This window comes from Streptomyces sp. NPDC046866, from assembly GCF_040704625.1.
In the GTDB taxonomy this organism is placed as follows: Bacteria; Actinomycetota; Actinomycetes; order Streptomycetales; family Streptomycetaceae; genus Streptomyces.
Window position 1 is genome coordinate 176,315 of record NZ_JBEYXN010000004.1, and the last position, 25,965, is coordinate 202,279.

Genomic DNA, 25,965 nt, shown 5'->3' on the forward strand with positions numbered 1-25,965 from the left:
GAGCCGGTGCGGCCCGTACGGCACGAGGCCCCGGCCCCCCTGGAAGGGGACCGGGGCCTCGCATCACGGCGACGGCGGGGCTCAGGCCTCGGCGGTCGGCGCCACGGCCTTGCGGGTCCGGGTGCGCTTGGGCTTGACCGGGGCCTCCTCGGCCGCGGCGGCCTCGGCCACCGGAGCCTCCGCAGCCGCGGCCGCCTTGCGGGTCCGGGTCCGCTTCGGCTTCGCCGGGGCCTCCTCGGCCACGACCGCCTCGGCAGCCGGAGCCGCCTCGGGGGCCGGCGCCACGGCCTTGCGGGTCCGGGTGCGCTTGGGCTTCGCCGGCGCCTCCTCGGCGGCGGGCGCCTCGGCGACCGGGGCCACTGCGGCGGCCGGGGCGGCCTGGCGCGGGGCCCGCGTACGGCGGGGGCGGACCGGCTCGGACGGCGGCGCGATCTGGAAGTCCGGCTCCGGCCCGGTCGGGACCACCGGCGCCACGACGGGCGCGGCCGCGGCCGCGGCCAGGATCGAGGTCTGCGTGGGCTTGCGGGTACGGGGCCGGCGCGCGGCCGGTGCCTTCGCCGCCGGTGCCTTCGCCGCCGTGGCCTCGGCCGCGGGAGCCTCGACGGCCACGGCGGCGGGAGCCGCGGGAGCCTCGGCGACGCGCGCCTGGACGACCCGGCCCTCGGCTGCCGGAGCCTTCGCCGCCGTGGCGGCGGGGGCCTCGGCCGTGGGCGCCTCGGCGACCGGGGTCACCGCGGCAGCGGCGACGGCGGCAGCCGACACCCGGGTGCGGCGGCGGCGCGGCCGGCGCGCCTCGTCGGCGGCGGGCGCCTCGACGGCCTCGGCGGCGGCCGGGACCACCGCGGGGGCCTCGGCGACTGCGGCCTCGGCGACGGCCGCGGAACCGGCCTCCACCTCGGCGCCACCGCGCGTACGGCGGCGCTGGCGCGGGGTACGGGTCCGGGCGGGACGCTCCGCGGGCTGCGCGGAGGCGGCCGGCCCCCGGCCGCCGCGGCCACCGCGGCCGCCGGTCTCGCCCAGGTCCTCGATCTCCTCGGCCTTCAGGCCCGCCCGCACGCGTTCGGCGCGCGGCAGGATGCCCTTGGTGCCGGCCGGGATGTTCAGCTCCTCGAACAGGTGCGGGGACGTGGAGTACGTCTCGACCGGGTCGTGGAAGTCGAGCTCCAGCGCCTTGTTGATCAGCTGCCAGCGCGGGATGTCGTCCCAGTCCACCAGCGTGATCGCGGTGCCCTTGTTGCCCGCGCGGCCGGTGCGGCCCACGCGGTGCAGGAAGGTCTTCTCGTCCTCGGGCGTCTGGTAGTTGATGACGTGCGTCACACCGTCGACGTCGATGCCGCGCGCGGCGACGTCGGTGCACACCAGCACGTCGACCTTGCCGTTGCGGAACGCGCGCAGCGCCTGCTCGCGCGCGCCCTGGCCCAGGTCGCCGTGGACGGCGCCCGAGGCGAAGCCGCGGCGCTCCAGCTGCTCGGCGATGTCGGCCGCGGTGCGCTTGGTGCGGCAGAAGATCATGGCCAGTCCGCGGCCCTCGGCCTGCAGGATGCGGGAGACGAGCTCCGGCTTGTCCATGTTGTGCGCACGGTAGACGTGCTGCGTGATGTTGGCGACGGTCGCGCCCTCGCCGTCGGGCGAGGTGGCGCGGATGTGCGTCGGCTGGGTCATGTACCGGCGGGCCAGGCCGATGACCGCGCCCGGCATGGTCGCCGAGAACAGCATCGTCTGCCGCTTGGCCGGCAGGTGGTTGATGATCTTCTCGACGTCGGGCAGGAAGCCCAGGTCGAGCATCTCGTCGGCCTCGTCCAGCACCAGGGCCTTGACGCGGGAGAGGTCGAGCTTGCGCTGGCCGGCCAGGTCGAGCAGGCGGCCCGGGGTGCCGACGATCACGTCGACGCCCTTCTTCAGCGCCTCGACCTGGGGCTCGTACGCGCGGCCGCCGTATATGGCGAGGACGCGGACGTTGCGGACCTTGCCCGCCGTCAGCAGGTCGTTGGTGACCTGGGTGCACAGCTCGCGCGTGGGGACGACGACGAGGGCCTGCGGGGAGTCGGTCAGCTGCTCGGGCGTGGCCCGGCCGGCCTCGACGTCCGCGGGGACGACGACCCGCTCCAGCAGCGGAAGGCCGAAACCGAGCGTCTTGCCGGTTCCGGTCTTCGCCTGGCCGATGACGTCCGTGCCGGAGAGGGCGACGGGAAGGGTCATCTCCTGGATCGGGAAGGGGGTCACGATGCCGACGGCTTCGAGGGCCTCGGCGGTTTCGGGAAAGATCCCGAGTTCTCGGAACGTAGTCAGGGTGCTGCCTCTTCTGTGAGACGCGGCGCGAGGCGGCGAGAGGGGGGTCCTACCGTGCCGGGCTTGCAGTACTGCGACGTACGTACGAAGCTGCGCGGGACCACTGGCCTTCGCTCAAGCGCTTGTGCCGCTGAGGGGGCCCCTCGTGGACGCGGTACGCATGGACGTACGCATCGGCCGAGGGCGGTCGGGTTGGAGCCGATCGGGCCACCGACCGGGCATCCTCATTCGGATGGCCCGCCGAGTATTCGGCAGGCGCATTACCACTGTACCCCGGAATCGCGCAGGCGTGTCGGGTGAATTCACCTGGTCGTCGCGTTTAGGTGGACGGACGCCGCTGCGACGCGGTGACCTCGAGCCTGGTCCGGCGGGCTATTGTGCGGAGCATGCCGACCGTTGAAAACGCCTCGCCCGCCGACGACAGCACCCCCGCGGACGCGAGCGGGATCGCTGCCCAGGACTGGGCGACCGCCTCCGCCTCGCCGCAGTACCGGGCCGCCGTCGTGGACCTGCTGGGCGCCCTCGCGTACGGCGAGCTCGCGGCCTTCGAACGCCTCGCGGAGGACGCCAAGCTCGCGCCCACCCTCGACGACAAGGCCGAGCTCGCGAAGATGGCCTCCGCGGAGTTCCACCACTTCGAGCAGCTGCGCGACCGGCTCGCGGCCATCGACGTCGAGCCCACCGCCGCCATGGAGCCCTTCGCCGCGGGCGTCGACGCCTTCCACCGCCAGACCGCGCCGTCGGACTGGCTGGAGGGCCTGGTCAAGGCCTACGTGGGCGACTCCATCGCCAGCGACTTCTACCGCGAGGTCGCCACGCACCTCGATTCCGACACCCGCGCCCTCGTCCTCGGCGTCCTCGACGACACCGGCCACGGCGGCTTCGCCGTGGAGAAGGTCCGCGCCGCCATCGAGGCCGACCCGCGCTGCGGCGGCCGGCTCGCGCTGTGGGCGCGCCGCCTGATGGGCGAGGCGCTCTCCCAGGCCCAGCGCGTGGTCGCCGAGCGCGACGCGCTCTCGACCATGCTGGTCGGCGGTGTGGACGGGATGGCGGCCGGCTTCGACCTCGCCGCCGTCGGCGAGATGTTCGCCCGGATCACCAAGGCGCACACCAAGCGGATGGCGGCCCTGGGCCTCGCGGCCTGACGCGGCGCGCTGCGCTTTGCTCTGCGCGGTGCGTTCTGCTTCTGCCTTCCGCGTCCTGACGGGCCGCCGTCCTGACGCCGTGACGGCCTGACGGACCGACACACCCCGGCCCCGGAGCGCGAGGAGCGCTCCGGGGCCGGGGTGCGTTCAGTCGTCGGGGGGTCCGGTTCCCGAAGGTCCGGAAGGTCTGGAAGGTCCGGAAGGTCCGGGCGGTTCGGCGGGCCCGGCTGCACCGGGCGGCGGCTCCTCGTCCGGCGGCGGCCGGTCAGCCGCGCGACGGGAGCGAAAACGACGCCCGCGGGGACGGCCTGCGGCCCTCGGTACCCGGCCGCAGCAGCAGCGACAGGACCACCGCCGCCACCAGCACCGAGCCGACCAGCGTCGCGGTCAGGGTGTTGTGCCCCGGGCCGAGCGCGTACTGCGTGAGGTATGCACCGAAGAGGGCGCCCAGCACGCCGCTGAGGAGCACCACCCGCGCGGACGGCAGCCGCCTGGCGAGCAGGCGCGCGGCCAGGGCCGCCAGGGCCAGGCCCAGCAGGGCGGAGCCGAGCGCTTCCATCAGCACCATGAGTGCCTCCCGCAGGTCAGGGGGCGAACCGGGTCACTGCCGTCCTACCCGAAGCGGAAGACACGGAAACGGCCCGGCGGAATCATCCGCCGGGCCGTTCCACCCGCTTCTTCCGGCCGCCGGCACGGGCCGCGGCGCGGTGGCGCGCGATGCGTCAGAGCTGGCCGAAGCCGACCTTCCGCGCGGCCGGCTCGCCCAGGTCGACGTACGACAGGCGGTCGGACGGCACCAGGACCCGGCGGCCCTTGGTGTCGGTGAGGCTCAGCAGCGGCTCCGAACCCGTCAGCGCGGCGGAGACGATGCGCTCGAGCTCATCGGCGCTCAAGTCGCTCTCCAGCACGATCTCCCGGGGTGCGTGCTGCACGCCGATCTTGACCTCCACGGCTTTGTCCCTCCGACGGTCCGTTGTGCGCGATCAGTCGCGCCGTACACCGGCCACATTAGCCCGCCGGAGGGGACGCGGACGCGGCGCTGCGGCACGCTCGCAGCGAACACCGGCCCCCCGCCCGGCGGGGTCGCGGCTCAGGCCTGGCCGGCCCCGGCCCCGTCGGCGCCGTGCAGCGGGAAGCCCGCGATGCCGCGCCAGGCCAGCGAGGTCAGCAGTCCCACCGCCTTGTCGCGGGCCACCGGGCTCTCACTGGACAGCCAGTACCGGGCCACGACCTGCGACACGCCGCCGAGGCCGACGGCCAGCAGCATCGACTCGTCCTTCGACAGGCCGGTGTCCTCCGCGATCACGTCGGAGATGGCCTCGGCGCACTGCAGCGAGACACGGTCGACGCGCTCGCGCACCGCCGGCTCGTTGGTCAGGTCGGACTCGAAGACCAGCCGGAACGCCCCGCCCTCGTCCTCCACGTACGCGAAGTAGGCGTCCATCGTCGCCGCCACGCGCAGCTTGTTGTCCGTCGTGGACTCCAGCGCCCCGCGCACCGACTGCAGCAGGTTCTCGCAGTGCTGGTCCAGCAGCGCCAGGTACAGGTCGAGCTTGCCGGGGAAGTGCTGGTACAGCACCGGCTTGCTGACTCCGGCCCGCTCCGCGATGTCGTCCATCGCCGCCGCGTGGTACCCCTGCGCGACGAACACCTCCTGGGCCGCGCCCAGCAGCTGGTTGCGTCGGGCTCGGCGCGGCAGGCGCGTGCCCCGGGGACGCGCTGCCTCCGTCTGCTCGATGGCTGTCACGCCGCCTCCCACTTTCTCTCTGAACACAGTGCGCTCTGCGCCGCGCCCGCCATCGTACTTTTCGGTAACCGAATCTGTAGGGTTCAAGCCGAGTTTTCTCGCTCTACGGACCACCAGGACGTGCTGGTCAGCGCCGCTCGGGGCCGCTCGGGCGGGGTTACCGGACGGTAGACGCCGGGCGGTGTCCCGGGCCGCCGCCGTCAGCGGTACTCGTCCTCGTCCAGGGGCACCACCCGCGCCTGCTCCACGGCGTCCCCGTCCGTCGCCTCGTCCCGGTCCACCCCGGTGACGCGCTCGTCGTCGTCATCGGGCCGGAGCTCGGCCAGCTGCTCCGCCGCATCCGCCTCGGGCGCCTCGTCGTCCAGGGCCTCCCGGATCCGGCCCCGGAAGGTTTCCGGCTCTGCGGGGTCGACACTCATCTCGCTCCCCTTCTTCCCTCACCCCTCGTGGTCCTGCCTCACCTATGAGCCTAGGAGGATCGCGGGTGCGCCGCTATGCGGATCCCGCCCGACCTGTGATGCCGAACACAAGAGTCCGGACGTGATCGTCTCGTAACATTGCCCCCATGTCTTCGACCGAGCTGCCGGGTGTGCGGTCCGCCGCCGAGCCTTCCGTCCGGGCGGGAACCGCCCGGGTGGCCGAGGGGGAGCAGCTGCGCACCGTCGTGCTGCCCGGCCTGGAACTGGCCGTGCGGGCCCGCCCCGGAACCCGGGCGGGACTGCCGCCCGCGCTGTACGTGCACGGGCTCGGCGGCTCCTCCACCAACTGGTCGAGCCTGATGCGGCAGCTGGAGGACAGCGTCGACGGCGAGGCCCTGGACCTGCCCGGCTTCGGCTGGTCCCCGCCCCCCGCCGACCGGGACTACTCGGTCCGGGCCATGGCCCGCGCGGTCATCCGCCACCTCGACGCCGCCGGCCGCGGCCCCGTCCACCTCTTCGGCAACTCCCTCGGCGGCGCCGTCACCACCCGCGTCGCCGCCGTCCGCCCCGACCTCGTGCGCACCCTGACGCTGGTCTCGCCCGCGCTGCCGGAGCTGCGCGTGCAGCGGGCGGTCGTGCCGACCGTGCTCCTGGCGCTCCCCGGCATGGTCGGCCTGTTCGGCCGGCTGACCCGGGGCCTCACCGCCGAGCAGCGCACCCGCGGGGTGATGGAGCTCTGCTACGGAGACCCCTCCCGGGTGACACCGGAGGAGCTCGCCGGCGCCGTGGAGGAGATGGAGCGGCGCGCGGCCCTTCCGTACTTCTGGGAGGCGATGAGCCGCTCGACCCGCGGGATCGTCGACGCCTACACCCTCGGCGGGCAACACGGACTGTGGCGCCAGGCGCAGCGCGTGCTCGCGCCGACCCTGCTGGTCTACGGTGGCCGGGACCAACTCGTCTCGTACCGTATGGCGCGCAAGGCGGCCGCGGCCTTCAGGGGCTCGCGGCTGCTGAGCCTGCCCGAGGCCGGGCACGTGGCGATGATGGAGTACCCCGAGGTGGTCGCCGGCGCGTTCAGGGAACTGCTGCGCGACACCGCACGGGAGACCGACCGCAACACCGAAGACGGCAGAGGCTGACGACCGTGGGACGACATAGCCGCAAGGGCCCCGCCCCTGCCCCCGCGCCCGCCCGGCCGGCGCCGCAGCCCGCTCCGCAGGCGCCCGCAGCGTACGGCGGGCGCCCGGCCCACGAGCAGTACGGGGAATCCCAGCCGTACGGGGAGCCGTACGGAGAACGCCCGGCGTACGGGGCTGCCCCGGCCCCCGCGCAGCCCGCCACCGCTGCCGACCCGTCGGCGTACGAGTGGACCGCGGCCCAGGGCGACCCCTCGGCCCACGAGGCGGCCCCTGCGCACGGGCACGCCGGCGCCCCTGACGACCTGTCGGCCCGCGAGCGGCCCGCGTCCCCCGCCGTCGGCGGCGGGCTTCCGTACGGCAACGCACCCCTGTACGCCGGACCGCGCGGGCGGCGGCGGGCCGAAACCCCCGGCTCCGCCCAGGGATACGCGCCGCCCGCCGCGCCCGGGACCGGTGCGCGCCTCGGCGGCCATCCCGAGCAGCGCGAACCCGGCGGCGCCTGGGGCAGCGGCCCGGCCGCCGGCGGTCCCGCCGCGCGCCCCGCCCCCGGCTCCGCCACCGGAGCGGTCTACGGCGACTGGCGCGGCGTCCCGCGCAGCCCCCGCCCGGCCGCCGCGGCCGTGCTCGACACCGACACCCCGGCCTTCGGCACCCCCGCCGCCGGCTTCCCGCAGGTCACCCTGCCCGCGCCCGCCGCCTCTGCCGCGGCGCCCGCCCCGGCCGCCGCCCCCGCGCCCGACCGGGACCCCCTGACCTCCACCGGCTCGCACCGCCGCGTGCCCGGCCCCCGCGAGTCGGCTGCCGGTGCGCCCGGAGCGGCCACGTCCGGCTCCGGCCGCCGGCGGAAGGTCCTCGCTTACACCGGGATGGCCGCCGCGGCCGTCACCGTCGTCATCGCCGTCGTCGCCGCCGGGCAGGTGTTCACCGAGAGCGACGGCAAGAATCCCGCTCCGCGCGCCGCCGGCGGACACCCCGACCGCGCCCTGCCCGGCCAGTCCGCCGCCTCCCGCTCCGACGGCCGGCCCACCCCCCAGCCCCCGGCCGCGGCCGCGGCCGCGCCGGAGCTGTCGTACGAGCAGAAGATGGCCGCGCAGCTCCCGATCGACGAGAAGCTCAAGGGGCCCGGCACCTTCGACACCGTGCCCGGCCTGGCCCCCGCGCCGGGCAAGGGCAAGGTGGTCCGCTACCGGGTCGACGTCGAGCAGGGGCTCGGCCTGGACCCGCAGCTGTTCGCCGAAGCCGTCCACCGCACCCTCAACGACGACCGCAGCTGGGGCCACGGCGGCACCAGGACGTTCGAGCGGGTGCCGGGCGGCGAGGCCGACTTCGTCATCACCCTGGCCAGCCCCGGGACCACCGGCGTGTGGTGCGCCAAGTCCGGGCTGGACACCACCATCGACAACGTCTCCTGCGACTCGGCGTCCACCGAGCGCGTGATGATCAACGCGTTCCGCTGGGCGCAGGGCTCGCCGACGTACGGCCCGGACCAGATGTTCGCGTACCGCCAGATGCTCATCAACCACGAGGTCGGCCACCGGCTCGGCAACGGGCACGTGAACTGCCAGACCCCGGGGGCCCTCGCGCCGATCATGCAGCAGCAGACGAAGTCCCTCGACATCGGCGGCATCCAGTGCAAGCCGAACCCGTGGGTCTTCCCCGGCAACTGACGTCCGAAAGGCGCAAGGCGCCCCGCACGCCCCGGCCGCAGGCCCCTGCAGCGGGGCCTGCCGAGGCCCCTGCCCCGGCCGCCCCCGGCTAGCGCGCTCGAACGCGAACCGTACGGGAAAGTTACGACTCTTCACCCCTTCCGGTGGCGCGACGGACAACCGTCCGCCGCGCCACCGGCACATCCGCTTGAGTTCTCCCGCGGCGGTCACCGGACTACGGCGGCCGCCTCGACGGGAGATCGGGGGTGCCACTCGTGCGGATCGGACTGCTCACCGAAGGTGGTTATCCGTATGCGACGGGAGAGGCCAGGCTCTGGTGCGACCGCCTCGTGCGCGGGCTGCCGCAGCACGAGTTCGAGCTGTACGCGCTGAGCCGCAGCGCCGAGCAGGAGGAACGCGGCCGGGTCGTGCTCCCCGAGCACGTCACCCGCGTCTGGACCGCGCCGCTGTGGGCCCCCGCCGACGACGGGCGCAGCTATGCGCGCCGCGAGCGCCGGCGGTTCGCCGACGCCTTCAAGGAGCTCGTCCGCGGCATCTGCGCCGGCGACGCCGACGCCTTCGCCGCCGGGCTCTACGGCCTCGCCGAACTCGCCCGGGACCAGGGCGGGCTGTACGCGGCCCTGCGCTCCGAGACCGCCGTGCGGGCCGTGGAGTCCGCCTGCCGGGCCCCCGGCGCGCGCCGCTCCGTACAGCGCGTGCAGGTCCCGGACCTGCTGGAGTTCGTCGACGCCCTGGAGCGGCTGCTGCGGCCGCTGTCCCTCGACTGGTACGAGGACCTGCGCGAGGTGGACGTCTGCCACGCCACCGCCGGCGGGGTCGCCGCCCTCGCCGGGCTCCTGGCCAAACGCTTCTTCGGGGTGCCGCTGCTGGTCACGGAGTACGGGGTGCGGCTGCGCGCCCACTACCTCGAGCGGTCCGGGGACGCCCGGCCCGCCGTCCGCGCCCTCCTCGCGGCCTTCCACGAACGGCTCGCCTGCGAGATCTACGCCCGGGCCGACCTGCTCACCCCCGGCAACGCGCACGCCCGCCGCTGGCAGGAGCGGTGCGGGGCCACCCGGGACCGGCTGCGCACGGTGTACCCCGGGATGGAGGCGGACCGATTCGCCACCGTCGGCGAGGACCCCGCCTGCGGCGACCCGGGCACCCTGGTGTGGGTCGGGCGGATCGAACCCGCCAAGGACCTGATCGCCCTGCTGCACGCCTTCGCCGACGTCCGGCGGGCCGCACCCGGCACCCGGCTGCGGATCTTCGCCACCGCGGCCGTGCCCGGCTACCTCGCCGACTGCCGCTCGCTCGCCGCGCAGCTCTTCCCCGACGAGGCCGCCGACGCGGTCACGGTGGGGGAGAACCCGGTCACCTTCGAGGAGATCGGCGGGCCCGACGCCCCGTCGGCGGCCGACGCGTACGGCTGCGGGCGCGTGGTCGTGCTGTCCTCCGTCATCGAGGGCTTCCCGATCACCCTGGCCGAGGCCATGTTCTGCGGCCGGGCCACCGTGTCCACCGACGTCGGCGCGGTGTGCGAGGTCATCGGCGGCACCGGCCTCGTCGTCCCGCCCCGCAACCCGCGCGCCCTGGCCGACGCCTGCCTGGCGCTGCTGAGGGACCCCGAACGGGCCCAGCGGCTCGGCGCCGCCGCCCGGGCGCGGGCCCTGGAACTGTTCACCGTGGAGCAGAACGTGGCCGCCTTCCGGGAGATCTACCTCCACCTGCTGGCCCGCGGCCCGGCCCGGCCGGGGGCCGCGGTCCCCTTCGACCACCCGCCGGAGGCCCGCGTCCCGGGCCACTGGACCAGCCCGACCTGGACCCCGGCCCCGGATCCGGCGGCGGGCGGTCCCGAGGACGCCGTCGGCGACGCCGCCGCGGACGGCTCGGGCGACGCCTCCGGGGATCCCTTCGGCGACGTCGGCGGGGACCCGTTCGGTGAGGCCGGCGGTGATCCCTTCGGTGACGCCGGCGGGGGTGGCTTCGGGGACGCCTTGGCGGGCCCCTTCGGTGACGCCTGTGCGGGTGTCCTCGGCGACGGCGCCCGTGGCGCTGCACGGGCCGCCGCCGGCCGCGGCCCGGCCGCGGGGGCGACCGGCGCCCCGCTGCCGGTCCCGGGCCCGGCCCCCGCCCCGACCGCCGGCGAGACGCCCGCTGCGACCCCGACCCCGGTCGCAGTCCCGATCACGGAGGCGACCGTATGACCCTCGACGAAGCCGTACCGCTCGCGGCGGGGCCCCGGCGGCGGGCCGGCGGGGATCCCGTCAAGGCGCTGCTGCACCGGCACCGGGTGCTGTGCGAGCAGGCCGTGGACCCGCTGGAGATCGCCGCCGGGCTGGAGGCCCACGGGATCACCGACCGCACCGCCGCCCGTTTCCGGCACCGGGACGTCTTCTCCCTGGCCGAGGAGCTCTACGCCCGCACCCCCCGCGGGGACGAGCCGGCCGTCCCCGCCGCCGGCGGCCGGGCCGACGCCCGGGCGTTACGCGGCTTCGGCTACTCCCTGCTGCCCGGCGCCGTCGCCCTCGCGGCGGCCGCCGCCGGGGTCCCGTACGCCGGGCCCCTCGCCGCTCTCGCCGCCCTCGCGGCCGTCGCCGCACCGGTCCGGCCGGGAGCGGGTCCGCGGGAGGCCCACGGCCGGGCCGCCGCGGCCGCCGTCTACCTGCTCGCCGCGGCCGTCGCCGGCTGGGCCGTCCACCGCCACGGCGCCGCCCTCGGGGTGTGCCTCGCCCTGGCCGCCGCCCCCGCCCACCTGGCCTCCGCCGCCTTCGCCGCCCGCGCCCGGCGCCGGCTCGCCGCGAGCCGCGCCCTGGAGGACTTCGCCGACGGCGCCCGGCCGCTGCTCCTGGGCTGCGTCGCCGCCTTCACCGCGGCCGCCGCGGGGGCCGCCCTGCTCACCGGGGCCCCGCTCCCCGTCGCGGTGCCGCTCGCCGTGCTGCTCTTCCTTGCCCGGCTGCTCCTCGGCCACGGCGCCCCGCGCCGGCCCCTCGCCGCCGCCCTGGCCCTCGCCCTGGTCCCGGCCGCCCCGGCCGCGGCCGCCGCCGCGGCCGGGCTCCTCGTCCTCGCCGTCCCCGTGCTGGCCCGCGCCTCCGCGCACGCCCGGCCCTGAGCGGCGCACCGCCCGCTCGACACCAAGCGCCGCACCGCCACCCGTACCGCCCCCGGAACCACCGGATCCCTCAACCCGAACCGTCGACCAAGGAGACACACGATGACCGGCCAGCCAACCGACCAAGGGGCCGCGCGATGAGGGTGCTGCTGATCGGAGCCAACGGATACCTCGGCCGCTACGTCGCCGACCGGCTGCTCGCCGACCCCGCCGTCCAGCTCACCGCGCTCGGCCGCGGCGACGACGCGGACGTCCGCTTCGACCTCGCGACCGGCAGCCCCGGGGCCCTCACCCGGTTCCTCGACGCCGTCCACCCCGGCGTCGTCATCAACTGCGCCGGCGCCACCCGCGGCGGCGCCCGCGAGCTGACCCGGCACAACACCGTCGCCGTCGCCACCATCTGCGAGTCCCTGCGCCGCAGCGGCTGCGGGGCCCGGCTCGTCCAGCTCGGCTGCGCCGCCGAGTACGGGCCCAGCCAGCCCGGATCGTCCACGGCCGAGGACGCCGTGCCCAGACCGGGCGGCCCGTACGGCGTGAGCAAGCTCGCCGCCACCGAGCTCGTGCTCGGCTCCGGGCTCGACGCCGTCGTCCTGCGGATCTTCTCGCCCGTCGGCCCCGGCACCCCCGCCGGCTCCCCGCTCGGCCGCCTCGCCGAGGCCATGCGGCGCGCCATGCAGTCCGGGGACGGCGAGCTCAAGCTCAGCGGGCTCGGTGTCCAGCGGGACTTCGTGGACGTACGGGACGTCGCGCGGGCCGTGCACGCCGCCTCGCTCTCCGCCGCCCAGGGCGTGGTCAACATCGGCACGGGCCGCGCGGTCCGGCTGCGCGACGCCGCCGCCATCCTGGCCCGGGTCGCCGGGTACGGAGGGGCCCTGCACGAGCTCGACCTGCCCCACGGCCCCGGAGACCGGCAGGCGCACGGGCAGCACGGCCACGGCCACGGCCACCCGGGCCACCCCGGCCGGGCCTCCGCCCTGTCGGCCATCGGCGCCCCGCGCTCGGAGGCCACCGCCGAGCAGCTGGCCGCGGCGCCCCCGCCGCCGGCCCCGTACCCCTACCCCGACGGCTGCGGCGCCTGGCAGCAGGCCGACGTGCGCACCGCCCGGGACCGGCTCGGCTGGCGGCCCCGGATCAACCTGGAGGAGTCCCTCGCGGACATCTGGATGGAGGCGGCATGCCGCATCTGACCACGCGGCCCGCGGCGAGCGCCGCCACCGAGGCCGGCCGCCTCGGCCTCGGCATCCCCGGCTACGCGCACCCGCTGCTCGCCCCCGTCGAATGGGCCGAGCTGACCCGCCCCGGCACCCCGCTGCACTGGGCCGTGCTCAACGTCACGGACGGCCCCGGCACCCGCCCCGACCCGCACTGCGGCGAGGCCGTCGGCCGGCTGCGGGAGGCCGGCGGCACCGTCCTCGGGCATCTCGCCATGCGGGACGGGGCGCGGTCCTTCGGGGAGCTGCTCTCCGACGCCCACCGCTTCGCCGACTGGTACCGGGTGGACGGCTTCTACCTGGACCGGGCCCCCGCCGGGCGCGACGAGCTCTCCGCGGTGCGCCGCGTCGCCGACAGCCTGCGCGGCCTCGGCGAGGGGATGCGGATCGTGCTCGGGCACGGCACCCACCCGTACGAGGGCTACGCGGAGGCCGCCGACCAGCTGGTCACCTTCGCGGGGGCGTGGACCGACTACCGCTGGTCGCAGGTGGCGGAGTGGACCGCCGAACACCCGCCCGAGCGGTTCTGCCACCTCGTCCACGGCGTGCCGCGCACGCACCTGGAGGAAGCGGTGCGCATCGCCCGCTGGCAGGGGGCGGGCACCATCTGGTTCACCGACCGGCGCGGGGCCCGCGATCAGGACCCGTGGGCGTCCATGCCCGCGTACTGGGACGAAATCGTCTCACGCATCGGACCGGGTGTCTCGGAATGAAGAAGGGCGTGGCAGTGTTACGGAAAGAACCACCGTTCATGCATACCCATCTACGGAGTCCCCGTGTCGCTGCCACCCCTGGTCGAGCCGGCTGCTGAGCTCACCGTTGACGAGGTCCGTCGGTACTCCCGCCACCTGATCATCCCGGACGTCGGGATGGACGGCCAGAAGCGCCTGAAGAACGCGAAGGTGCTGGCCGTGGGCGCGGGGGGCCTCGGCTCGCCCGCCCTGATGTACCTCGCCGCGGCCGGCGTCGGCACGCTGGGCATCGTGGAGTTCGACGAGGTCGACGAGTCGAACCTGCAGCGCCAGATCATCCACAGCCAGTCGGACATCGGCCGCTCCAAGGCCGAGTCGGCCCGCGACACCGTGCTGGGCATCAACCCGTACGTGAACGTGATCCTCCACGAAGAGCGGCTCGAGGCCGAGAACGTGATGGAGATCTTCAGCCAGTACGACCTGATCGTCGACGGCACGGACAACTTCGCCACGCGCTACCTGGTCAACGACGCGTGCGTGCTGCTGAACAAGCCGTACGTGTGGGGCTCGATCTACCGCTTCGACGGCCAGGCCTCGGTCTTCTGGTCCGAGTACGGCCCCTGCTACCGCTGCCTCTACCCGGAGCCCCCGCCGCCGGGCATGGTCCCGAGCTGCGCCGAGGGCGGCGTGCTGGGCGTGCTCTGCGCGTCCATCGGCTCCATTCAGGTCACCGAGGCCATCAAGGTGCTCGCGGGCGTCGGCGAGCCGCTCGTCGGCCGCCTGATGATCTACGACGCCCTGGAGATGCAGTACCGCCAGGTCAAGGTCCGCAAGGACCCCGACTGCGCGGTCTGCGGCCCGAACGCCACCGTCAAGGAGCTCATCGACTACGAGGCCTTCTGCGGCGTCGTGTCGGAGGAGGCCCAGGAGGCGGCGCTCGGCTCGACGATCACTCCCAAGCAGCTCAAGGAGTGGATCGACGAGGGCGAGAACATCGAGATCATCGACGTCCGCGAGAAGAACGAGTACGAGATCGTCTCGATTCCCGGCGCCAGGCTGATCCCCAAGGGCGAGTTCCTGATGGGCAACGCCCTGCAGGACCTGCCGCAGGACAAGCGCATCGTCCTGCATTGCAAGACGGGTGTCCGCAGTGCGGAAGTCCTCGCCGTCCTGAAGTCCGCGGGCTTCGCGGACGCGGTCCACGTCGGCGGCGGCGTCATCGGCTGGGTCCACCAGGTCGAGCCGGAGAAGCCGGTCTACTAGCAGCAGCGGAGCCGAAGGCTCCGGAGCGCGCACGTGAAGGGCCGTACCTGCGACGGGGTACGGCCCTTCGCCGTGCGGTGGCGCGCTCGCTGCCTCCGGTCAGGCGGCGGCAGCGGGCGGGGCGGTGGGGCTGGCGCCGGAGCCTGCGCTGCACACGGTGTTGCGGCCGGGCACCTTCCCCGTCAGGAAGTAGTCGTCGACCGCCTTCTGCACGCACGCGTCGCCGCTGTTGTACGCGCCGTGGCCCTGGCCCTCGTACGTGAGCTCCACGCCCACACCGGGGCCCAGCCGCTCGACCATCCGGCGGGCGCCCTCGTACGGGGTCGCCGGGTCGCCGGTGTTGCCGATCACCAGGATCGGCGCGGCGCCGGGCGCGGACACGTCCGGCGTCCGCCAGGCACCGGGCACCGGCCAGCCGGTGCAGCTCATCAGCGCCCACCCCAGGAAGTCCCCGAAGACGGGCGAGGCCGCCCGGAACCGCGCCAGCCGGGCCTTGGTCTGCTCCAGCGTGAACCGGTCCTTGGAATCGGCGCAGTTGACGGCGGTGTTGGCCGCGCCGATGTTGCTGTAGCGGCCGTAGCGGTCCCGCCCGTTGAGCGCGTCGGACAGCGCCATCAGCAACTGCCCCTGCCCGCCCTCGGCCTCGTCGAGCCCCTGCTCCAGCAGCGGCCACAGCTCCTTGGAGTAGAGCGCCTGGGCGATGCCGTTCGTGGCGGCGGAGTCGGTGAGCTTGCGGCCGCCGAGCCCCGCGATGGGCTTCTGCGCGAGCCGCTTCTGCAGCGCGACGATGTTGTCCTCGATCTCCTTCGCGGTGGCGCCCTGGAGCCGGCAGTCATCACCGCGGTCCACGCAGTTCTGTGCGAAGTTGCCGAGCGCCAGCTGGAACCCCTTGGCCTGGGCCAGCGACCCTTCCTCGGAGGTCTTGGTCGGGTCGACCACGGCGTCGAAGACGGCCCGCCCGACGTTCTTCGGGAAGAGGTGGGCGTAGACCCCGCCCAGCTCGGTGCCGTAGGAGATCCCGAAGTAGTTCAGCTTCTTGTCGCCGAGGGCCTGCCGGATCCGGTCGAGGTCACGGGCCGCGTTCTCGGTCCCCACATACGGCAGCACCTTCCCGGACCGCTTCTTGCAGGCCGCCTGGTACTTCCGGATCCCGTCGACGAACGCGGCCTCTTCCCGGCTCGTCTCGGGCGAGGAATCCTGCGCGTAATACCGGTCGAGCTCCTTGTCGGTCTCGCACAGCACGGGCGCGCTGCGGCCCACCCCGCGCGGATCGAAGCTCACCAGGTCGTACCGGCTGCGCAGGGCCTCGTACTGCTTGGCCGCGCCGGGCAGCGTGCTGATCCCGGACCCTCCGGGGCCGCCGAAGTTGAACACCATCGACCCGAGCCGCTTGTCCTTGTCCCGGGCCCGTGCCCGGATGAGCGCGAGGGGGATGGTCTCCCCCTCGGGCTTGGCGTAGTCCAGCGGCACGCGGAGCGTGGCGCACTGCCAGTCCTTGGGCGGCGCCGGCCCGCCCCCCTGGGCCGCGTCGGGTGCCGCGCACTCCCCCCACTTCAGCGGCGGCGGCCCTTCGGTCCCCCCGGCCCGCGGCGCAGCCGCCGGCCCGGAGCACCCGGCCACCACGGCCCCGACAACCCCCACAGCGACCACCCACACGCCACGTCTCGCCATAGCCCCATCCTCCGCGCCCCCCACGCCCCCCGCCCCCGCACGGGCCCATTCGGACGATCCCGCGCCACCACGGACGTCCGCTACTGTGGCATTGCTTTTGAAACTGTAACCGAACGCTCTCGCCAAAAATCTTCGCCAGTGTGATTCGATTCAATGGGGAAAATTTTCGCACGCTCCAACATGATTACGCCCATCGGAATGATTCCTTCGATGAGGAGCTTCAGAGGAAGGTTATTGGTTTCGCGATGACGAGTGATGACCGATGAAATAAATGTGGCAAATAGTTGGCCGTCAATATTGCATTCGTCGTCAACGACAGGGCCAATTCCTGGTTCGAATCCGAGTTCGCGACCAGTGGTCAACGCCTGCGCAATGAAAAGTCGCGCAACGGAATTGGACGGGTTCCAGACATCCGCCCCGTCGATCTGAAAAAAAATGCTCACTAGCTCCACCTCACCTCTACGGTGACGCCCGGGTTTGCTTGGCGCCAGGAATCAACCGCCGACTCTACCGCCGCTCTGAATGCTGGTGTCGCCCCAGGCTCCACGAAATGGATCCCGAGCGGAGCTTGCTCCCACCCTTCCAGGTGTGAGCGTGCGCGGAGATATGAGTCCAGCTTCTTGATGATGTGCTTGTCTGTCCATTTCTGGACATTCATGTTGGGGTTCTGGCCTGTGGCAGATTTTTCCTCCCAAAATGTACCGTTCTCGATCCTGTCGATGTCTGTGATGGTGTCCGACCAGTCCGCTGGGTTGTCCACGATATAATTGGTGTCTCCGTTTACGGGTGGGCGTTCCCGGTTCGTCACGCCGTCACCGGGCTCGCACTTCAGACCCAAGGGGTCGGACCAGGTGTGGGGGTTGTGGACGTATGTGGTCGGGTTGGGGGACGGGGTGAGGCCCAGGGGGTCCGGGGTGAGGTAGCGGGCCGTTTCCGGGTCGTAGGTGCGGAAGTAGTTGTGGTGGAGGCCCGACTCCTGGTCGTAGTACTGGCCTGGGAAGCGGAGCGGGGTGTAGGCCGTTGCGTCCCGGTTCCAGGTTGTGGTGCCCCACAGGGTGCTGCGGGTGTGCCACGCCGTGGTGCCGTCCTCCGCCAAGAGCTGCGTGGGGGTGCCGATCAGGTCCGTGACGATCGTGAAGAAGCGGTCGTCGATTTCTGATTGGTCGATGTGTTCGGTCTGGGTCAGGGGGTGCAGGCCCTGGTGGGTCCAGGTCAGGGTGACCCGGCCGCTCGTCTCCTCGCAGAGGGTGGCGCCGTCCCAGGTGAAGAGGGTTTCCTCGAGGACTTCGCCCGTGGGGGATACGCGCTGCTTGGCCGTGCGGCGGCCCAGCGGGTCGTAGCGGTAGCACCAGCGGGTTCCGTCCGGGGTGATCACGGCCGTCAGCTGGTCTTCGGCGTTCCACTCGTAGCGCCAGGTGTCCGGCTTGCGGGAGAGGCGGCTTTTCCGGCGGAGGGTCACGCGGCCGAGCGCGTCGTGCTCGTAGCGGATCGAGCCCGCGCGGGTGATGCGGGTGCCCGTGTAGGTGCGCTCGCCCTGCGCTTCCGTGCCGGGGTGGGTGGCGGGCCAGGACGCGCTGGTCTGGTTGCCGGACTCGTCGTAGGCGTAGCGCTCCGACCAGCAGTCGGCCTCCACCGCCGTGACGCGCGCCGCCGCGTCCAGGGTGAAGGTGCGCAGGCCGGTGAGGGAGTCGTCGATGCCGGTCAGGTGCCCGTCGGCACGGTAGCTGTAGCCGCGCCGCTGGAGGGTGCGGCCGTCCTGGCCGACCACGGACTGGGCGGTGCGGCGGCCCATCACGTCGTACTCGTGGGTGAGGGAGAGTGCGCCGCCGCCCAGGGTGCGGGTCAGCTCCTGACCCGCCGCATCGCGCTCGAACGTCAGCGTGCGGCCGGCCGTGGTGAGGGAGGTCCGCCGGCCTGCCGCGTCGTACGTCCAGTGGGACTCCGCGCCCGCGGGGGTCCTGCGGCTGGTGCGGCGGCCCAGGGCGTCATAGCCGTACGTGATCGTGCGGCCGTTCACCGTCTCCGAGAGGAGGCGTCCCGCGGCGTCGCGGAGCCAGGTGGCCGTGGCCTCGGGCGAGGACGCCGCCGCGAGGGCGTCGAAGGCGTCGTACGCGTAGGTGGTGACCAGGCCCGCCGCTTCCTTGCGGGTGGTCTGGCCGAGGAGGTTGTGCTCGTAGACGGTCCTCTCGCCGACGGCGTTGGTGCGGGACGTCAGGAGGCCCGACGCGTCGTACCCGTACGTGAGGGTGCGGGCGTCGAAGTCCGTTTCCGAGGCCAGGCGGCCGGCCGGGTCGTACGCGTAGCTCCACGTCAGGCCCTGGGGGTTCGTGACCCCCGTGAGTCGGAGCTCCGTGTCGTGGGTGAAGGTGTGGCGCGTGCCGTCGGGGGCGGTACGGGCGGTGAGCAGGTCGAAGTCTCCGTATGCGGAGACCGTGACGCCGCCGGCCGCGTCGGTGTGGGTCAGGCAGTTGCCCTCGCCGTCGTAGGTCCAGGCCTCCTCGGTGCCGTCGGGGTTCACGCGGCGCACGAGGCGGCCTTCGACGCTCCAGGTGAGGCGGGTGGAACGGCCCAGTGGGTCCGTGATCGTAGCCGGGCGGCCGAAGGCGTCGCGTTCGTATGTGGTCGTCCCGCCCAGGGGATCCGTCGCGGAGACGATCTGGCCCGCCGGGTCGCACTGCACCCGGGTGGTGTGCCCCAGGGCATCGGTCACCGACGCGAGGTGACCGCGCAGGTCGTACGCGAAGAACGTCGTGGCGCCGGACGGGTCGGTCACCGAGGTGCGGTTGCCCCGCTCGTCGTACGTCTCGCGGACGAGCCTGCCGTCCGGGTGCTCCACCAGTACGGGCAGGCCCATGGCGTTGTACTCGGCCCGCGTCCTGCGGCCGTCCGGGCGAGTCACCGTGATCAGGCGCCCGTCCGCGTCGTAACCGAGGCGGGTGGTGCGGCCCATGGGGTCCGTGCGCGAGAGCAGGCGGTCGTGGCGGTCGTGCTCGAAACGGGTGACCGCGCCCGTGGCGTCGATCTCCGCCGTGACGCGGCTGCGGTCGTCGACCAGGAACTGCGTGCTGTGGCCCAGGGAGTCGGTGAGGGTGGTGCGGCCCGGCTCGTAGCTGAAGCGGACGTTCAGGTGGCCGTTGGTGCCGGACTGGGCGGTGCAGCGGTCCTGGTCGTCGTAGACGTAGGCGAAGTGGCGGTCGTTGGTGTCGGTCCAGGAGGTGATCCGGCCCAGCTCGTCGTAGCCGAAGCGGAGGGGGCGGCCGCAGGAGTTGGTGACTTCGGTGAGGTGGCCGTCCGTGTGGCCGTAGCGCAGGACCTCCGTGCCGTCGGCGAGGGCCAGGCCGGTTATTCGGCCGCCGGAGGTCGTGAGCCGGACCTCGTAGCCGCCGCTGTGGGAGATGGCGGTGGGAGCGCCTGCCGCGTCGTACGTGAAGGCGATCCAGGCGCCGTTGCGGTCGTCGATCTGCGTGAGGACGCCGTGCTCCGTGAAGTGGCGGACCTGGCCCCGGTCCGGGTCGGTGACCGTGTAGCCGCCGTCCGGCTGCTGTTCCAGCGGCCAGCGCCGGCCCAGGCGAGGGAGTACGGCGACGCCGGGCGCCGGGTGCGGGTAGCCGAGCAGGCTGCCGTTCCCGCCGACCAGGACGATGCCCGTCTCGTCGAACTCCAGCCGCTCGTCGAGCGTGGAAGCCCATCGTGGGCCGAACCAGCGGCCCAGTCGGTAGGAGGACTCGAAGGTGCGGCTGAGGACGAGCGGCAGGGAGCCGGGGAGGACGAGATCGGTCTGCGGGAGGATCATCCGGCCCGTTGCGACATCGACCGGGTCGGTCCGGCAGGTCCGGTCCCCCGGTTCGCGGGACGTTCCGTGCGGATCCTTGTTCAGCTCATCTGCTGCGGAAGGCGCTTCCGGCTCCTTCGGGCCCCTCGGCACCTTGGGCGTCTTCGGCACATGCGCCAAGTCCTCCGCGAAGCGGGCGGCCGTGCGGGTGGGGAGGCCCTTGGTGCCGAGGAGCTCGGGTGCCAGGCGACCGCCGAATTCGCTCGGGTCGCGGAGGAAGGAGTCGATCAGGGGGCCGGGGATGCGCTCGGGGTGGGAGGCAGCGGAGACGAGGCCCGCGAGGGTCAGGTTGAGATGTTCCGCGTACTCGGCACGGTGCGTGAGGTTGTAGGGGTCGGCGGGATCGAGGCCGCGGGCAAACGTGGCCAGACCGGCGGTGCCCTTGGCGATGCCGCCGGCGAAGTGGGTGAGTTCGACGGCCTGGGCGCCTTCGTAGTCGACGAGCTCGGCCCAGATGCGGTCCATCGCGGGAGGTTTGGCCGGGGCGTGTTCGAGGGCGGCCCGAAGGGCCTGTTCGGCGGTGTGCGCGGCCGTGTCGCGTTGGCTGCGGGCCTCCTTGAGGACCTCCTCCGCCCGGTCGCGGGCCGCTTTGCCCACGTCGCCGGGGTCGGTCGGCCGCGGTCCGGCGTCACGGCCGCCCGCTGCGGCCGCCTCGTACGTCTTCATCGCGTTGTCGTGGGCGGTCTTGGCATCGGCCGTGGCCTTCTTGCCCTGCCGGTACAGCTCGACGGCCTCCGCCGCCTTGTTCTGTGCCCATTCGACAGTCTCCGCGTAACCGCTCAGGGCCTTCGCGGCGGTTTCGCAGGCGTCCGCCGCGCGGAGCCAGTCGGCCGGGTGCATGGCGAACTTCTCGCGGAAGGCGTCCGCCGCGGCGCCCTTCCAGTGCTCGGTGTCCAGGGCGCGCATGCCCGCGCCGACACCGTCGAACGCCGCCTTGAAGGCGTTCAGGTGCATCGCGCTTTCGCGGATCGCGGACGGGGAGCCGTGGACGAGTTCGTCGGCCTGCTCGGTTCGGCCGAGTTGCCCCTCGTGCACGGTGGCGCCCAAGGCGGAGGCCATGGTGTCGCCCCAGTTCTCGACCCCGTCCGCCACGTCGTGGGCGCCGACGGCGTCCAAGGCGTCACCGATGCCGTCGGTGGCCTTGTCGATGCCCTCGCCGACGGCCTTCTTCGCCCGGTTGACCAGGCCGCCCCAGTCCGTCATCGGCGCTCGCCCTCCTCCGGCTGCGGCTGGGATCGGGGTGCGGGGCCGACGACGCCCTCGACCACGGCGTCGTTCTCCTCGCGCAGGCCGACCGCGTCGGTGATCTGGGTGGACGGGAGGAGGGGGGAGGAGTTCGCGTCGTGGATGGCGGCCTTCCAGGCGTCCTTGCCGTTGTGGACGGCACGGTCGAAGGACTCGCGGCTGTTGTCGGCGTCGCGGAACTGGGTGTAGGGGTTGTCGGAGAGGACTTCCCCCCAGCTCTTGTCGGCGATCTCCTGCTCGGACGCGTACGGGTTGCCCATCACCGCGTTGGTCGCGATCTTGAAGGTGCCCTGGATGTACTGGTCCTGCTCGTGGACGAGTCCTGCCGCGAGACCCACCTTCGCGGCGAAGGCGTTGCCCTGCTGGACCAGCGCGCGCACTCCCCATTCCCAGCGCTCGCAGAACGACTTCAGGGTGGAGGCCAGGCCCGCATGGCCGGTCTGCCCGCCCGACAGGGCGAGGTCGGAGAAGCCCCGGCCCATGCTCGCGTTGCCGACGGTGCCGAGTTCCTTGAGCTCGGACAGCGTGTCCGTGATGCCCTGCGCGATCTGCGCCAGTGCCTGCTTCGAGACGTCCAGGTCCTTGCCGTCCCCGCCGCTCACGCTGCACGCTCCCCGTCGAGGGCCGCTGCGTCGGGCACGATGCCGCGCACCGGCGGGTACACGGCGCCGTCCGGGCCTGCCGCGTTCAGTGCCACCCCGCAAGGGAAGTCCAGGGCAGGCAGCACCTCGTCCAGCAGGCGCGCGCCGATCACCCGGCGGAACGGCCACTCACGGTCTGCCTCGTCCCGCGCCACCGCGAACCGGTACAGCGCTTCCTCGTCGGTGAACGCGCAGATCCAGTCCATGCCGCCGAATCGGGCGGTCCACGCACCGTCTTGCGGGTCCGACGGGATCAGGAGCGTGCTCCCACGGAGGTCGGTCAGGCGCTGCTGCGCCGCCGTGCGCGCCGTTTCGTACGGATCCGCCACCGGATCGGTGGTGCGTGTTGCCGCTGCGGCGCGCAGGGCGCCCCACTCGTCGTCGAACCCCACCCCAAAGCCCTTCGGTTGTCCGGCCCGCGCCCCCGCGACCGTTTGCAATCGAACGTGATTTTGCCTGGGGTGCCCGTGGAGGCCAACTTTGCCTCTTTCCTCCGCACATATTGAGCCAGCCGCCAGACCTCCTGGGCTCGGTCGGCGGTTGGCGGCGGGGCGGCGTCCGCCGGGGCTAGATGGCTTCCTTGCGGGTGAGGTAGTTGAAGGAGATCCAGCCCGGGAGGACGGGGAGCCAGAAGGTCATCAGGCGGAACAGCAGGACCGCGGAGATGGCGACCTCCTTTTCCAGGCCGGCTGCGATCAGGCCCAGGGTGAGCGTGGTCTCCACCGCGCCGATGCCGCCCGGGGTCGGGGCCGCCGAGCCGAGGGCGTTGCCGGCCAGGAAGACCACCGCGATGCTCGCGTAGCTGAGGGCCTCGCCGCCGCCGAAGGCGCGGATCGAGGCGTCCAGGCACATCACGAAGCAGCCGGTCAGCAGCACCATGCCGCCGATGCCGGTCATCAGCTTCTGCGGCCGCTGGAGCACGTCCAGCATGCGCGGCACCACGCCCGCGAACAGGGCCCGGACCCGGGTGACCACGAACTTGCGGAGGAAGGGCACCGCCGTGACCACCAGGACCAGTACCGCGACGGTCAGCAGGCCTGCGATGACCGTTCTGGACGGGGTCATCTCCGGGGTCTTCTCCGTCCCCGTCAGGTAGCCGAACAGCAGCAGGAGGAGGACGTGGCTGGCCAGCCCGAACAGCTGGGAGGCGCCGACGCTGGCCACGGCCAGGCCCGGCCGGACCCCGGCCCGCTGCAGGAAGCGGGTGTTCAGCGCGACACCGCCGACCGCGGCCGGCGCGACCAGCTTCACGAACGAGCCCGCCACCTGCGCGACCACGGTCCGCAGGAACGGCACCCGCTCGGGCACGAAGCCCAGCAGGCTCATCGCCGCCGCGCAGTAGCTGAGGGCCGAGAAGGCCATCGCGGCCCCCACCCAGCTCCACTCCGCCTGGCCGACGATCGTCGCGAAGTCCACGTGGGCCAGCTGCGTCAGCAGGAAGTACGCACCGAACGCGCCCGCGATGAACGACACCAGCGTCCGCGGGCGGATCCGCTCCAGCCGGGCCGGCTCCACCGGCGCCTGTGGCCGGATCAGCAGCACCTGGGCGCGGATCTGGCTCAGCAGGTCCTCCTCCCGGGCCCCTTCCAGTGCGTCGTCCAGGGCCTTCTTCTCTGCCTTGCGGTCGGCCGCCGAGGTGGCCGATGCCTTCGCCCCGGCCGCCTCCCGCGCGGCCTTCGCCGCCCGCGAGGACTCCAGTACGGCCTCGCGCTGGCGGTCGGCGCGCTCCCGGGCCAGCCGGCGCAGCGTCGCCCGGGTGGAGCGGCTCAGCGCGATCGGCTGGAGCAGCGGAAGGCAGTCCGCCACCGCGTCGGGGCCGAGCACCGACACCGCCGAGGCCACCGCCCGCTCCGCACCGACCCGCAGGCCGAGCGTGGTCAGCAGCTGGGCGATGTCCATCCGCAGCACCAGGTCGCCGGCCGCAATCTCCCCGCCGCGCAGGTCCGTGAGGACCACCGTGCCGGAACGATCCACCACCAGCGCGTCCCCGGTGAGCCGGCGGTGCGCGATCCGGCGCGACTGCAGGGCGCGTACCTGCTGCCACGCGTTGCGGGCCAGCTCGTCGGTGATCTCCTCGTCCGCGAGGGCGTCCAGCGGCCGGCCGTCCAGGTGCTCGTACACGAGCATGACGGCGTCCGGGCCGAGCTCGGAGGTGGCGATCAGCTTCGGCGCGTTCGCCCCGGCCGCGATGGCCGCGTACGCGAGGAGCGCCTCCTGCTCCAGTGCCTGCCGCAGCGACTGCAGGGAGCGCCGGGTGGTGATCCCGCGCAGGGTCATGCGGCGCCAGACCCGGTAGAAGAACCCGTGCGCCTGCTGCTCGCGGTCGACGACGGTCACGTCCAGCGGCGGGCCGTCCTCCAGGGTGACGTGGTAGCGGCGGCCCCGGTCGCTGGCCTCGGAGGCGTCGGCGCGGTCCGGGAGCTCGGCCCGCCTCGCGCTGACCGGCTGGAAGCCGACGCGGCGCAGCCCGGCCAGCAGGTTCTGCCCGGTGGGCCGGACGTTGGGCGAGCCGACGGCGTACAGCGTCCCGTACGCGACGCTCCAGCCGATCAGCACCGTCAGGATGATCGAGAAGGGGGTGGTGTAGCCGCTGACCAGCATCGCGAAGGCGTCCAGCAGCAGCACCACCCACAGCGCCACCCGCCACCTCGGCCGACGCGTCATCCCGACGGCCGTCATGTACGCGATGACCGGCGCGAGGTAGCCGTGCACCGGGTCCGTGGGGGCCCCGCCGGCGCCCGCGGTCCGGGTCAGGGCGTCCTGGATGGTCTCGGGGGCGCCCTGCGAGACCCACAGGTCGGTGGCCAGGGTGACGCCGTGCGCGAGGACGGCGGCGAGCACCCCGTCGGCGATGCGGAGCCCGTCGCGCTTGATGAGCCGCTCGATCGCGAAGGCGACCGGGACGAGGAGCACGGCGATGCTCGACACCAGCCCGGCCACCTTGATCAGCAGGTCGGGGGCGGCGCCGGTGCCCTGGGAGATGTCGGCTTCCAGGCCGGCGGTGGTGCCGTGGGCGAAGGCGGCGATGCCGAGGACGACGGCGATGCCGAGGATGCCGACGAGGAGGCGGACCAGGTCGGACGGGCGGTGCACGCGGGCGGCGAGCAGCGGCTCGTCCACCTCGACGGCTCCCTCGGGGAGCTCGGCGGGCGGCTCGGAGGGCGGCTCGGCGGGGACGTCGGAGGGCACGTCAGAGGGCACGTCGGAGGGCAGCTCGGCCGGACGCCCGGCCTGCTCGGCGGGGCGCTCGGCCGCCGGCTCGCCGGGGCGCGGGCCCGGCCGCGTGCCGTCGTCCTCGGTCGCGCCGTCCGGAGGGCTCACACCCTGCTCCTTCGTCGTCACATCCGTCTCTTCTTGATCACGTATCACCAGTCACCGCCCGGAAGATGGTGGCACGGACGGGCGGGCCTGCGGGGCAGCAGGGTGCGCGCCGGTGCGGAGGGAACGACTCCGCGAGGCCGCCCCGGCCGGTCCGGCACCATGGGCGGAATGAGCGAAGAGCTGCCCGCGTACGCGGAGCGCGTGCTGGACGTGGCCGACCGGATTCCGCCCGGGCGGGTGATGACCTACGGGGACGTCGCCGAGTGGCTCGGCGAGGGCGGCCCGCGCCAGGTCGGGCGCGTGATGGCCCTGTACGGGGGAGCGGTGCCCTGGTGGCGCGTGGTCCGCGCCGACGGGCGGCCCCTGCCGGGCAGCGAGCCCCGCGCGCTGGAGCACTACCGGGCCGAGTCCACCCCGCTGCGGCTGACCGCCGCCGGGGAGGCCCGGCTGGACATGCGGAGGGCCCGCTGGGACGGCAGCGGGGCCGGCGAAGGCGGCGAAGCCGGTGGTGCCGGGGGCGACGGGGGTCACATCTGACAGCTTCGTCCATCGGGCGCCGCCGCGTCCGCTCCCGTACCCGGCCGAAGGCCCG

The 25,965-nt window shown here is 73.7% G+C and carries 20 protein-coding genes; 9 read left to right on the top strand and 11 right to left on the bottom strand.

Annotated features, from left to right (window positions below):
• Window positions 1-81: 81 nt before the first annotated feature.
• Window positions 82-2,223 carry a DEAD/DEAH box helicase gene (locus AB0953_RS09225; RefSeq protein ID WP_366858779.1) on the bottom strand — a complete coding sequence of 714 codons (2,142 nt, stop codon included), beginning with the start codon at window positions 2,221-2,223 and terminating at the stop codon, window positions 82-84.
• A gap of 452 nt (window positions 2,224-2,675) precedes the next feature.
• Between AB0953_RS09225 and AB0953_RS09230 the strand changes: the two genes are divergently transcribed.
• Window positions 2,676-3,434, top strand: coding sequence for a ferritin-like fold-containing protein (locus AB0953_RS09230; RefSeq protein WP_366858780.1), 759 nt, complete (start codon window positions 2,676-2,678; stop codon window positions 3,432-3,434).
• Between the two features lie 265 nt (window positions 3,435-3,699).
• Here AB0953_RS09230 and AB0953_RS09235 read toward each other — a convergent pair whose 3' ends face one another.
• The 4 genes from AB0953_RS09235 to AB0953_RS09250 all read right to left on the bottom strand — a co-directional run bounded on the left by AB0953_RS09235 (window position 3,700) and on the right by AB0953_RS09250 (window position 5,600).
• Entirely contained in the window at window positions 3,700-3,999 is a 300-nt protein-coding gene (locus AB0953_RS09235; protein WP_361908780.1) for a hypothetical protein, read from the bottom strand.
• A 157-nt stretch (window positions 4,000-4,156) separates the two neighbouring features.
• On the bottom strand, window positions 4,157-4,384 hold the full coding sequence (locus AB0953_RS09240) for a DUF3107 domain-containing protein (protein WP_366858781.1): 228 nt from the start codon (window positions 4,382-4,384) through the stop codon (window positions 4,157-4,159).
• A 140-nt stretch (window positions 4,385-4,524) separates the two neighbouring features.
• On the bottom strand, window positions 4,525-5,181 hold the full coding sequence (locus tag AB0953_RS09245) for a TetR/AcrR family transcriptional regulator (RefSeq protein WP_366858782.1): 657 nt from the start codon (window positions 5,179-5,181) through the stop codon (window positions 4,525-4,527).
• A 200-nt stretch (window positions 5,182-5,381) separates the two neighbouring features.
• The gene (locus tag AB0953_RS09250; protein WP_366858783.1) at window positions 5,382-5,600 is read right to left on the bottom strand and encodes a hypothetical protein; all 219 of its coding nucleotides are present in this window, start codon (window positions 5,598-5,600) and stop codon (window positions 5,382-5,384) included.
• Window positions 5,601-5,746: 146 nt separating this feature from the next.
• On the opposite strand from AB0953_RS09250, the gene AB0953_RS09255 reads away from it, so the two are divergent.
• From AB0953_RS09255 to moeZ, 7 genes are all read left to right on the top strand, one after another.
• The gene (locus AB0953_RS09255; protein ID WP_366858784.1) at window positions 5,747-6,739 is read left to right on the top strand and encodes an alpha/beta hydrolase; all 993 of its coding nucleotides are present in this window, start codon (window positions 5,747-5,749) and stop codon (window positions 6,737-6,739) included.
• Window positions 6,740-6,744: 5 nt separating this feature from the next.
• The gene (locus AB0953_RS09260) at window positions 6,745-8,406 is read left to right on the top strand and encodes a DUF3152 domain-containing protein (protein ID WP_366858785.1); all 1,662 of its coding nucleotides are present in this window, start codon (window positions 6,745-6,747) and stop codon (window positions 8,404-8,406) included.
• Between the two features lie 254 nt (window positions 8,407-8,660).
• Entirely contained in the window at window positions 8,661-10,592 is a 1,932-nt protein-coding gene (gene pelF / locus AB0953_RS09265; RefSeq protein WP_366858786.1) for a GT4 family glycosyltransferase PelF, read from the top strand.
• Window positions 10,589-11,497, top strand: coding sequence for a hypothetical protein (locus AB0953_RS09270; RefSeq protein WP_366858787.1), 909 nt, complete (start codon window positions 10,589-10,591; stop codon window positions 11,495-11,497). The genes pelF and AB0953_RS09270 overlap by 4 nt, the downstream gene beginning before the upstream one ends.
• A gap of 137 nt (window positions 11,498-11,634) precedes the next feature.
• Window positions 11,635-12,684: an NAD-dependent epimerase/dehydratase family protein gene (locus tag AB0953_RS09275; RefSeq protein ID WP_366858788.1), complete on the top strand. Its 1,050-nt coding sequence runs from the start codon at window positions 11,635-11,637 to the stop codon at window positions 12,682-12,684.
• Entirely contained in the window at window positions 12,672-13,421 is a 750-nt protein-coding gene (locus tag AB0953_RS09280) for a spherulation-specific family 4 protein (protein ID WP_366858789.1), read from the top strand. The genes AB0953_RS09275 and AB0953_RS09280 overlap by 13 nt, the downstream gene beginning before the upstream one ends.
• Before the next feature lie 63 nt (window positions 13,422-13,484).
• Entirely contained in the window at window positions 13,485-14,663 is a 1,179-nt protein-coding gene (moeZ, locus tag AB0953_RS09285) for an adenylyltransferase/sulfurtransferase MoeZ (protein WP_366858790.1), read from the top strand.
• Window positions 14,664-14,762: 99 nt separating this feature from the next.
• Here moeZ and AB0953_RS09290 read toward each other — a convergent pair whose 3' ends face one another.
• From AB0953_RS09290 to AB0953_RS09315, 6 genes are all read right to left on the bottom strand, one after another.
• The gene (locus tag AB0953_RS09290; RefSeq protein WP_366858791.1) at window positions 14,763-16,334 is read right to left on the bottom strand and encodes an alpha/beta hydrolase; all 1,572 of its coding nucleotides are present in this window, start codon (window positions 16,332-16,334) and stop codon (window positions 14,763-14,765) included.
• Between the two features lie 80 nt (window positions 16,335-16,414).
• Entirely contained in the window at window positions 16,415-16,777 is a 363-nt protein-coding gene (locus AB0953_RS09295) for a DUF6086 family protein (RefSeq protein WP_366858792.1), read from the bottom strand.
• Window positions 16,777-21,369 (bottom strand): putative T7SS-secreted protein, encoded by a 4,593-nt coding sequence (locus tag AB0953_RS09300; protein ID WP_366858793.1) that lies wholly within the window; start codon window positions 21,367-21,369, stop codon window positions 16,777-16,779. The genes AB0953_RS09295 and AB0953_RS09300 overlap by 1 nt, the downstream gene beginning before the upstream one ends.
• Window positions 21,366-22,013, bottom strand: coding sequence for a hypothetical protein (locus AB0953_RS09305; RefSeq protein WP_366858794.1), 648 nt, complete (start codon window positions 22,011-22,013; stop codon window positions 21,366-21,368). The genes AB0953_RS09300 and AB0953_RS09305 overlap by 4 nt, the downstream gene beginning before the upstream one ends.
• Window positions 22,010-22,444 carry a hypothetical protein gene (locus tag AB0953_RS09310; protein ID WP_366858795.1) on the bottom strand — a complete coding sequence of 145 codons (435 nt, stop codon included), beginning with the start codon at window positions 22,442-22,444 and terminating at the stop codon, window positions 22,010-22,012. Before AB0953_RS09310 ends, AB0953_RS09305 begins: the two co-directional genes overlap by 4 nt.
• Before the next feature lie 175 nt (window positions 22,445-22,619).
• A complete protein-coding gene (locus AB0953_RS09315; RefSeq protein ID WP_366858796.1) occupies window positions 22,620-25,421 on the bottom strand; it encodes a lysylphosphatidylglycerol synthase transmembrane domain-containing protein in 2,802 nt (933 codons plus the stop codon).
• Between the two features lie 111 nt (window positions 25,422-25,532).
• On the opposite strand from AB0953_RS09315, the gene AB0953_RS09320 reads away from it, so the two are divergent.
• Window positions 25,533-25,910 carry an MGMT family protein gene (locus tag AB0953_RS09320; protein WP_366858797.1) on the top strand — a complete coding sequence of 126 codons (378 nt, stop codon included), beginning with the start codon at window positions 25,533-25,535 and terminating at the stop codon, window positions 25,908-25,910.
• Window positions 25,911-25,965: the final 55 nt, after the last annotated feature.

Bases quoted from the DNA above. Each gene is read 5' to 3' on its own strand.
- AB0953_RS09290 (WP_366858791.1), bottom strand. From the start codon at position 16,334: ATGGCGAGACGTGGCGTGTGGGTGGTCGCTGTGGGGGTTGTCGGGGCC.
- AB0953_RS09320 (WP_366858797.1), top strand. From the start codon at position 25,533: ATGGGCGGAATGAGCGAAGAGCTGCCCGCGTACGCGGAGCGCGTGCTG.
- AB0953_RS09270 (WP_366858787.1), top strand. From the start codon at position 10,589: ATGACCCTCGACGAAGCCGTACCGCTCGCGGCGGGGCCCCGGCGGCGG.
- AB0953_RS09230 (WP_366858780.1), top strand. From the start codon at position 2,676: ATGCCGACCGTTGAAAACGCCTCGCCCGCCGACGACAGCACCCCCGCG.
- AB0953_RS09255 (WP_366858784.1), top strand. From the start codon at position 5,747: ATGTCTTCGACCGAGCTGCCGGGTGTGCGGTCCGCCGCCGAGCCTTCC.
- AB0953_RS09275 (WP_366858788.1), top strand. From the start codon at position 11,635: ATGAGGGTGCTGCTGATCGGAGCCAACGGATACCTCGGCCGCTACGTC.
- AB0953_RS09300 (WP_366858793.1), bottom strand. From the start codon at position 21,369: ATGACGGACTGGGGCGGCCTGGTCAACCGGGCGAAGAAGGCCGTCGGC.
- AB0953_RS09280 (WP_366858789.1), top strand. From the start codon at position 12,672: ATGCCGCATCTGACCACGCGGCCCGCGGCGAGCGCCGCCACCGAGGCC.
- AB0953_RS09250 (WP_366858783.1), bottom strand. From the start codon at position 5,600: ATGAGTGTCGACCCCGCAGAGCCGGAAACCTTCCGGGGCCGGATCCGG.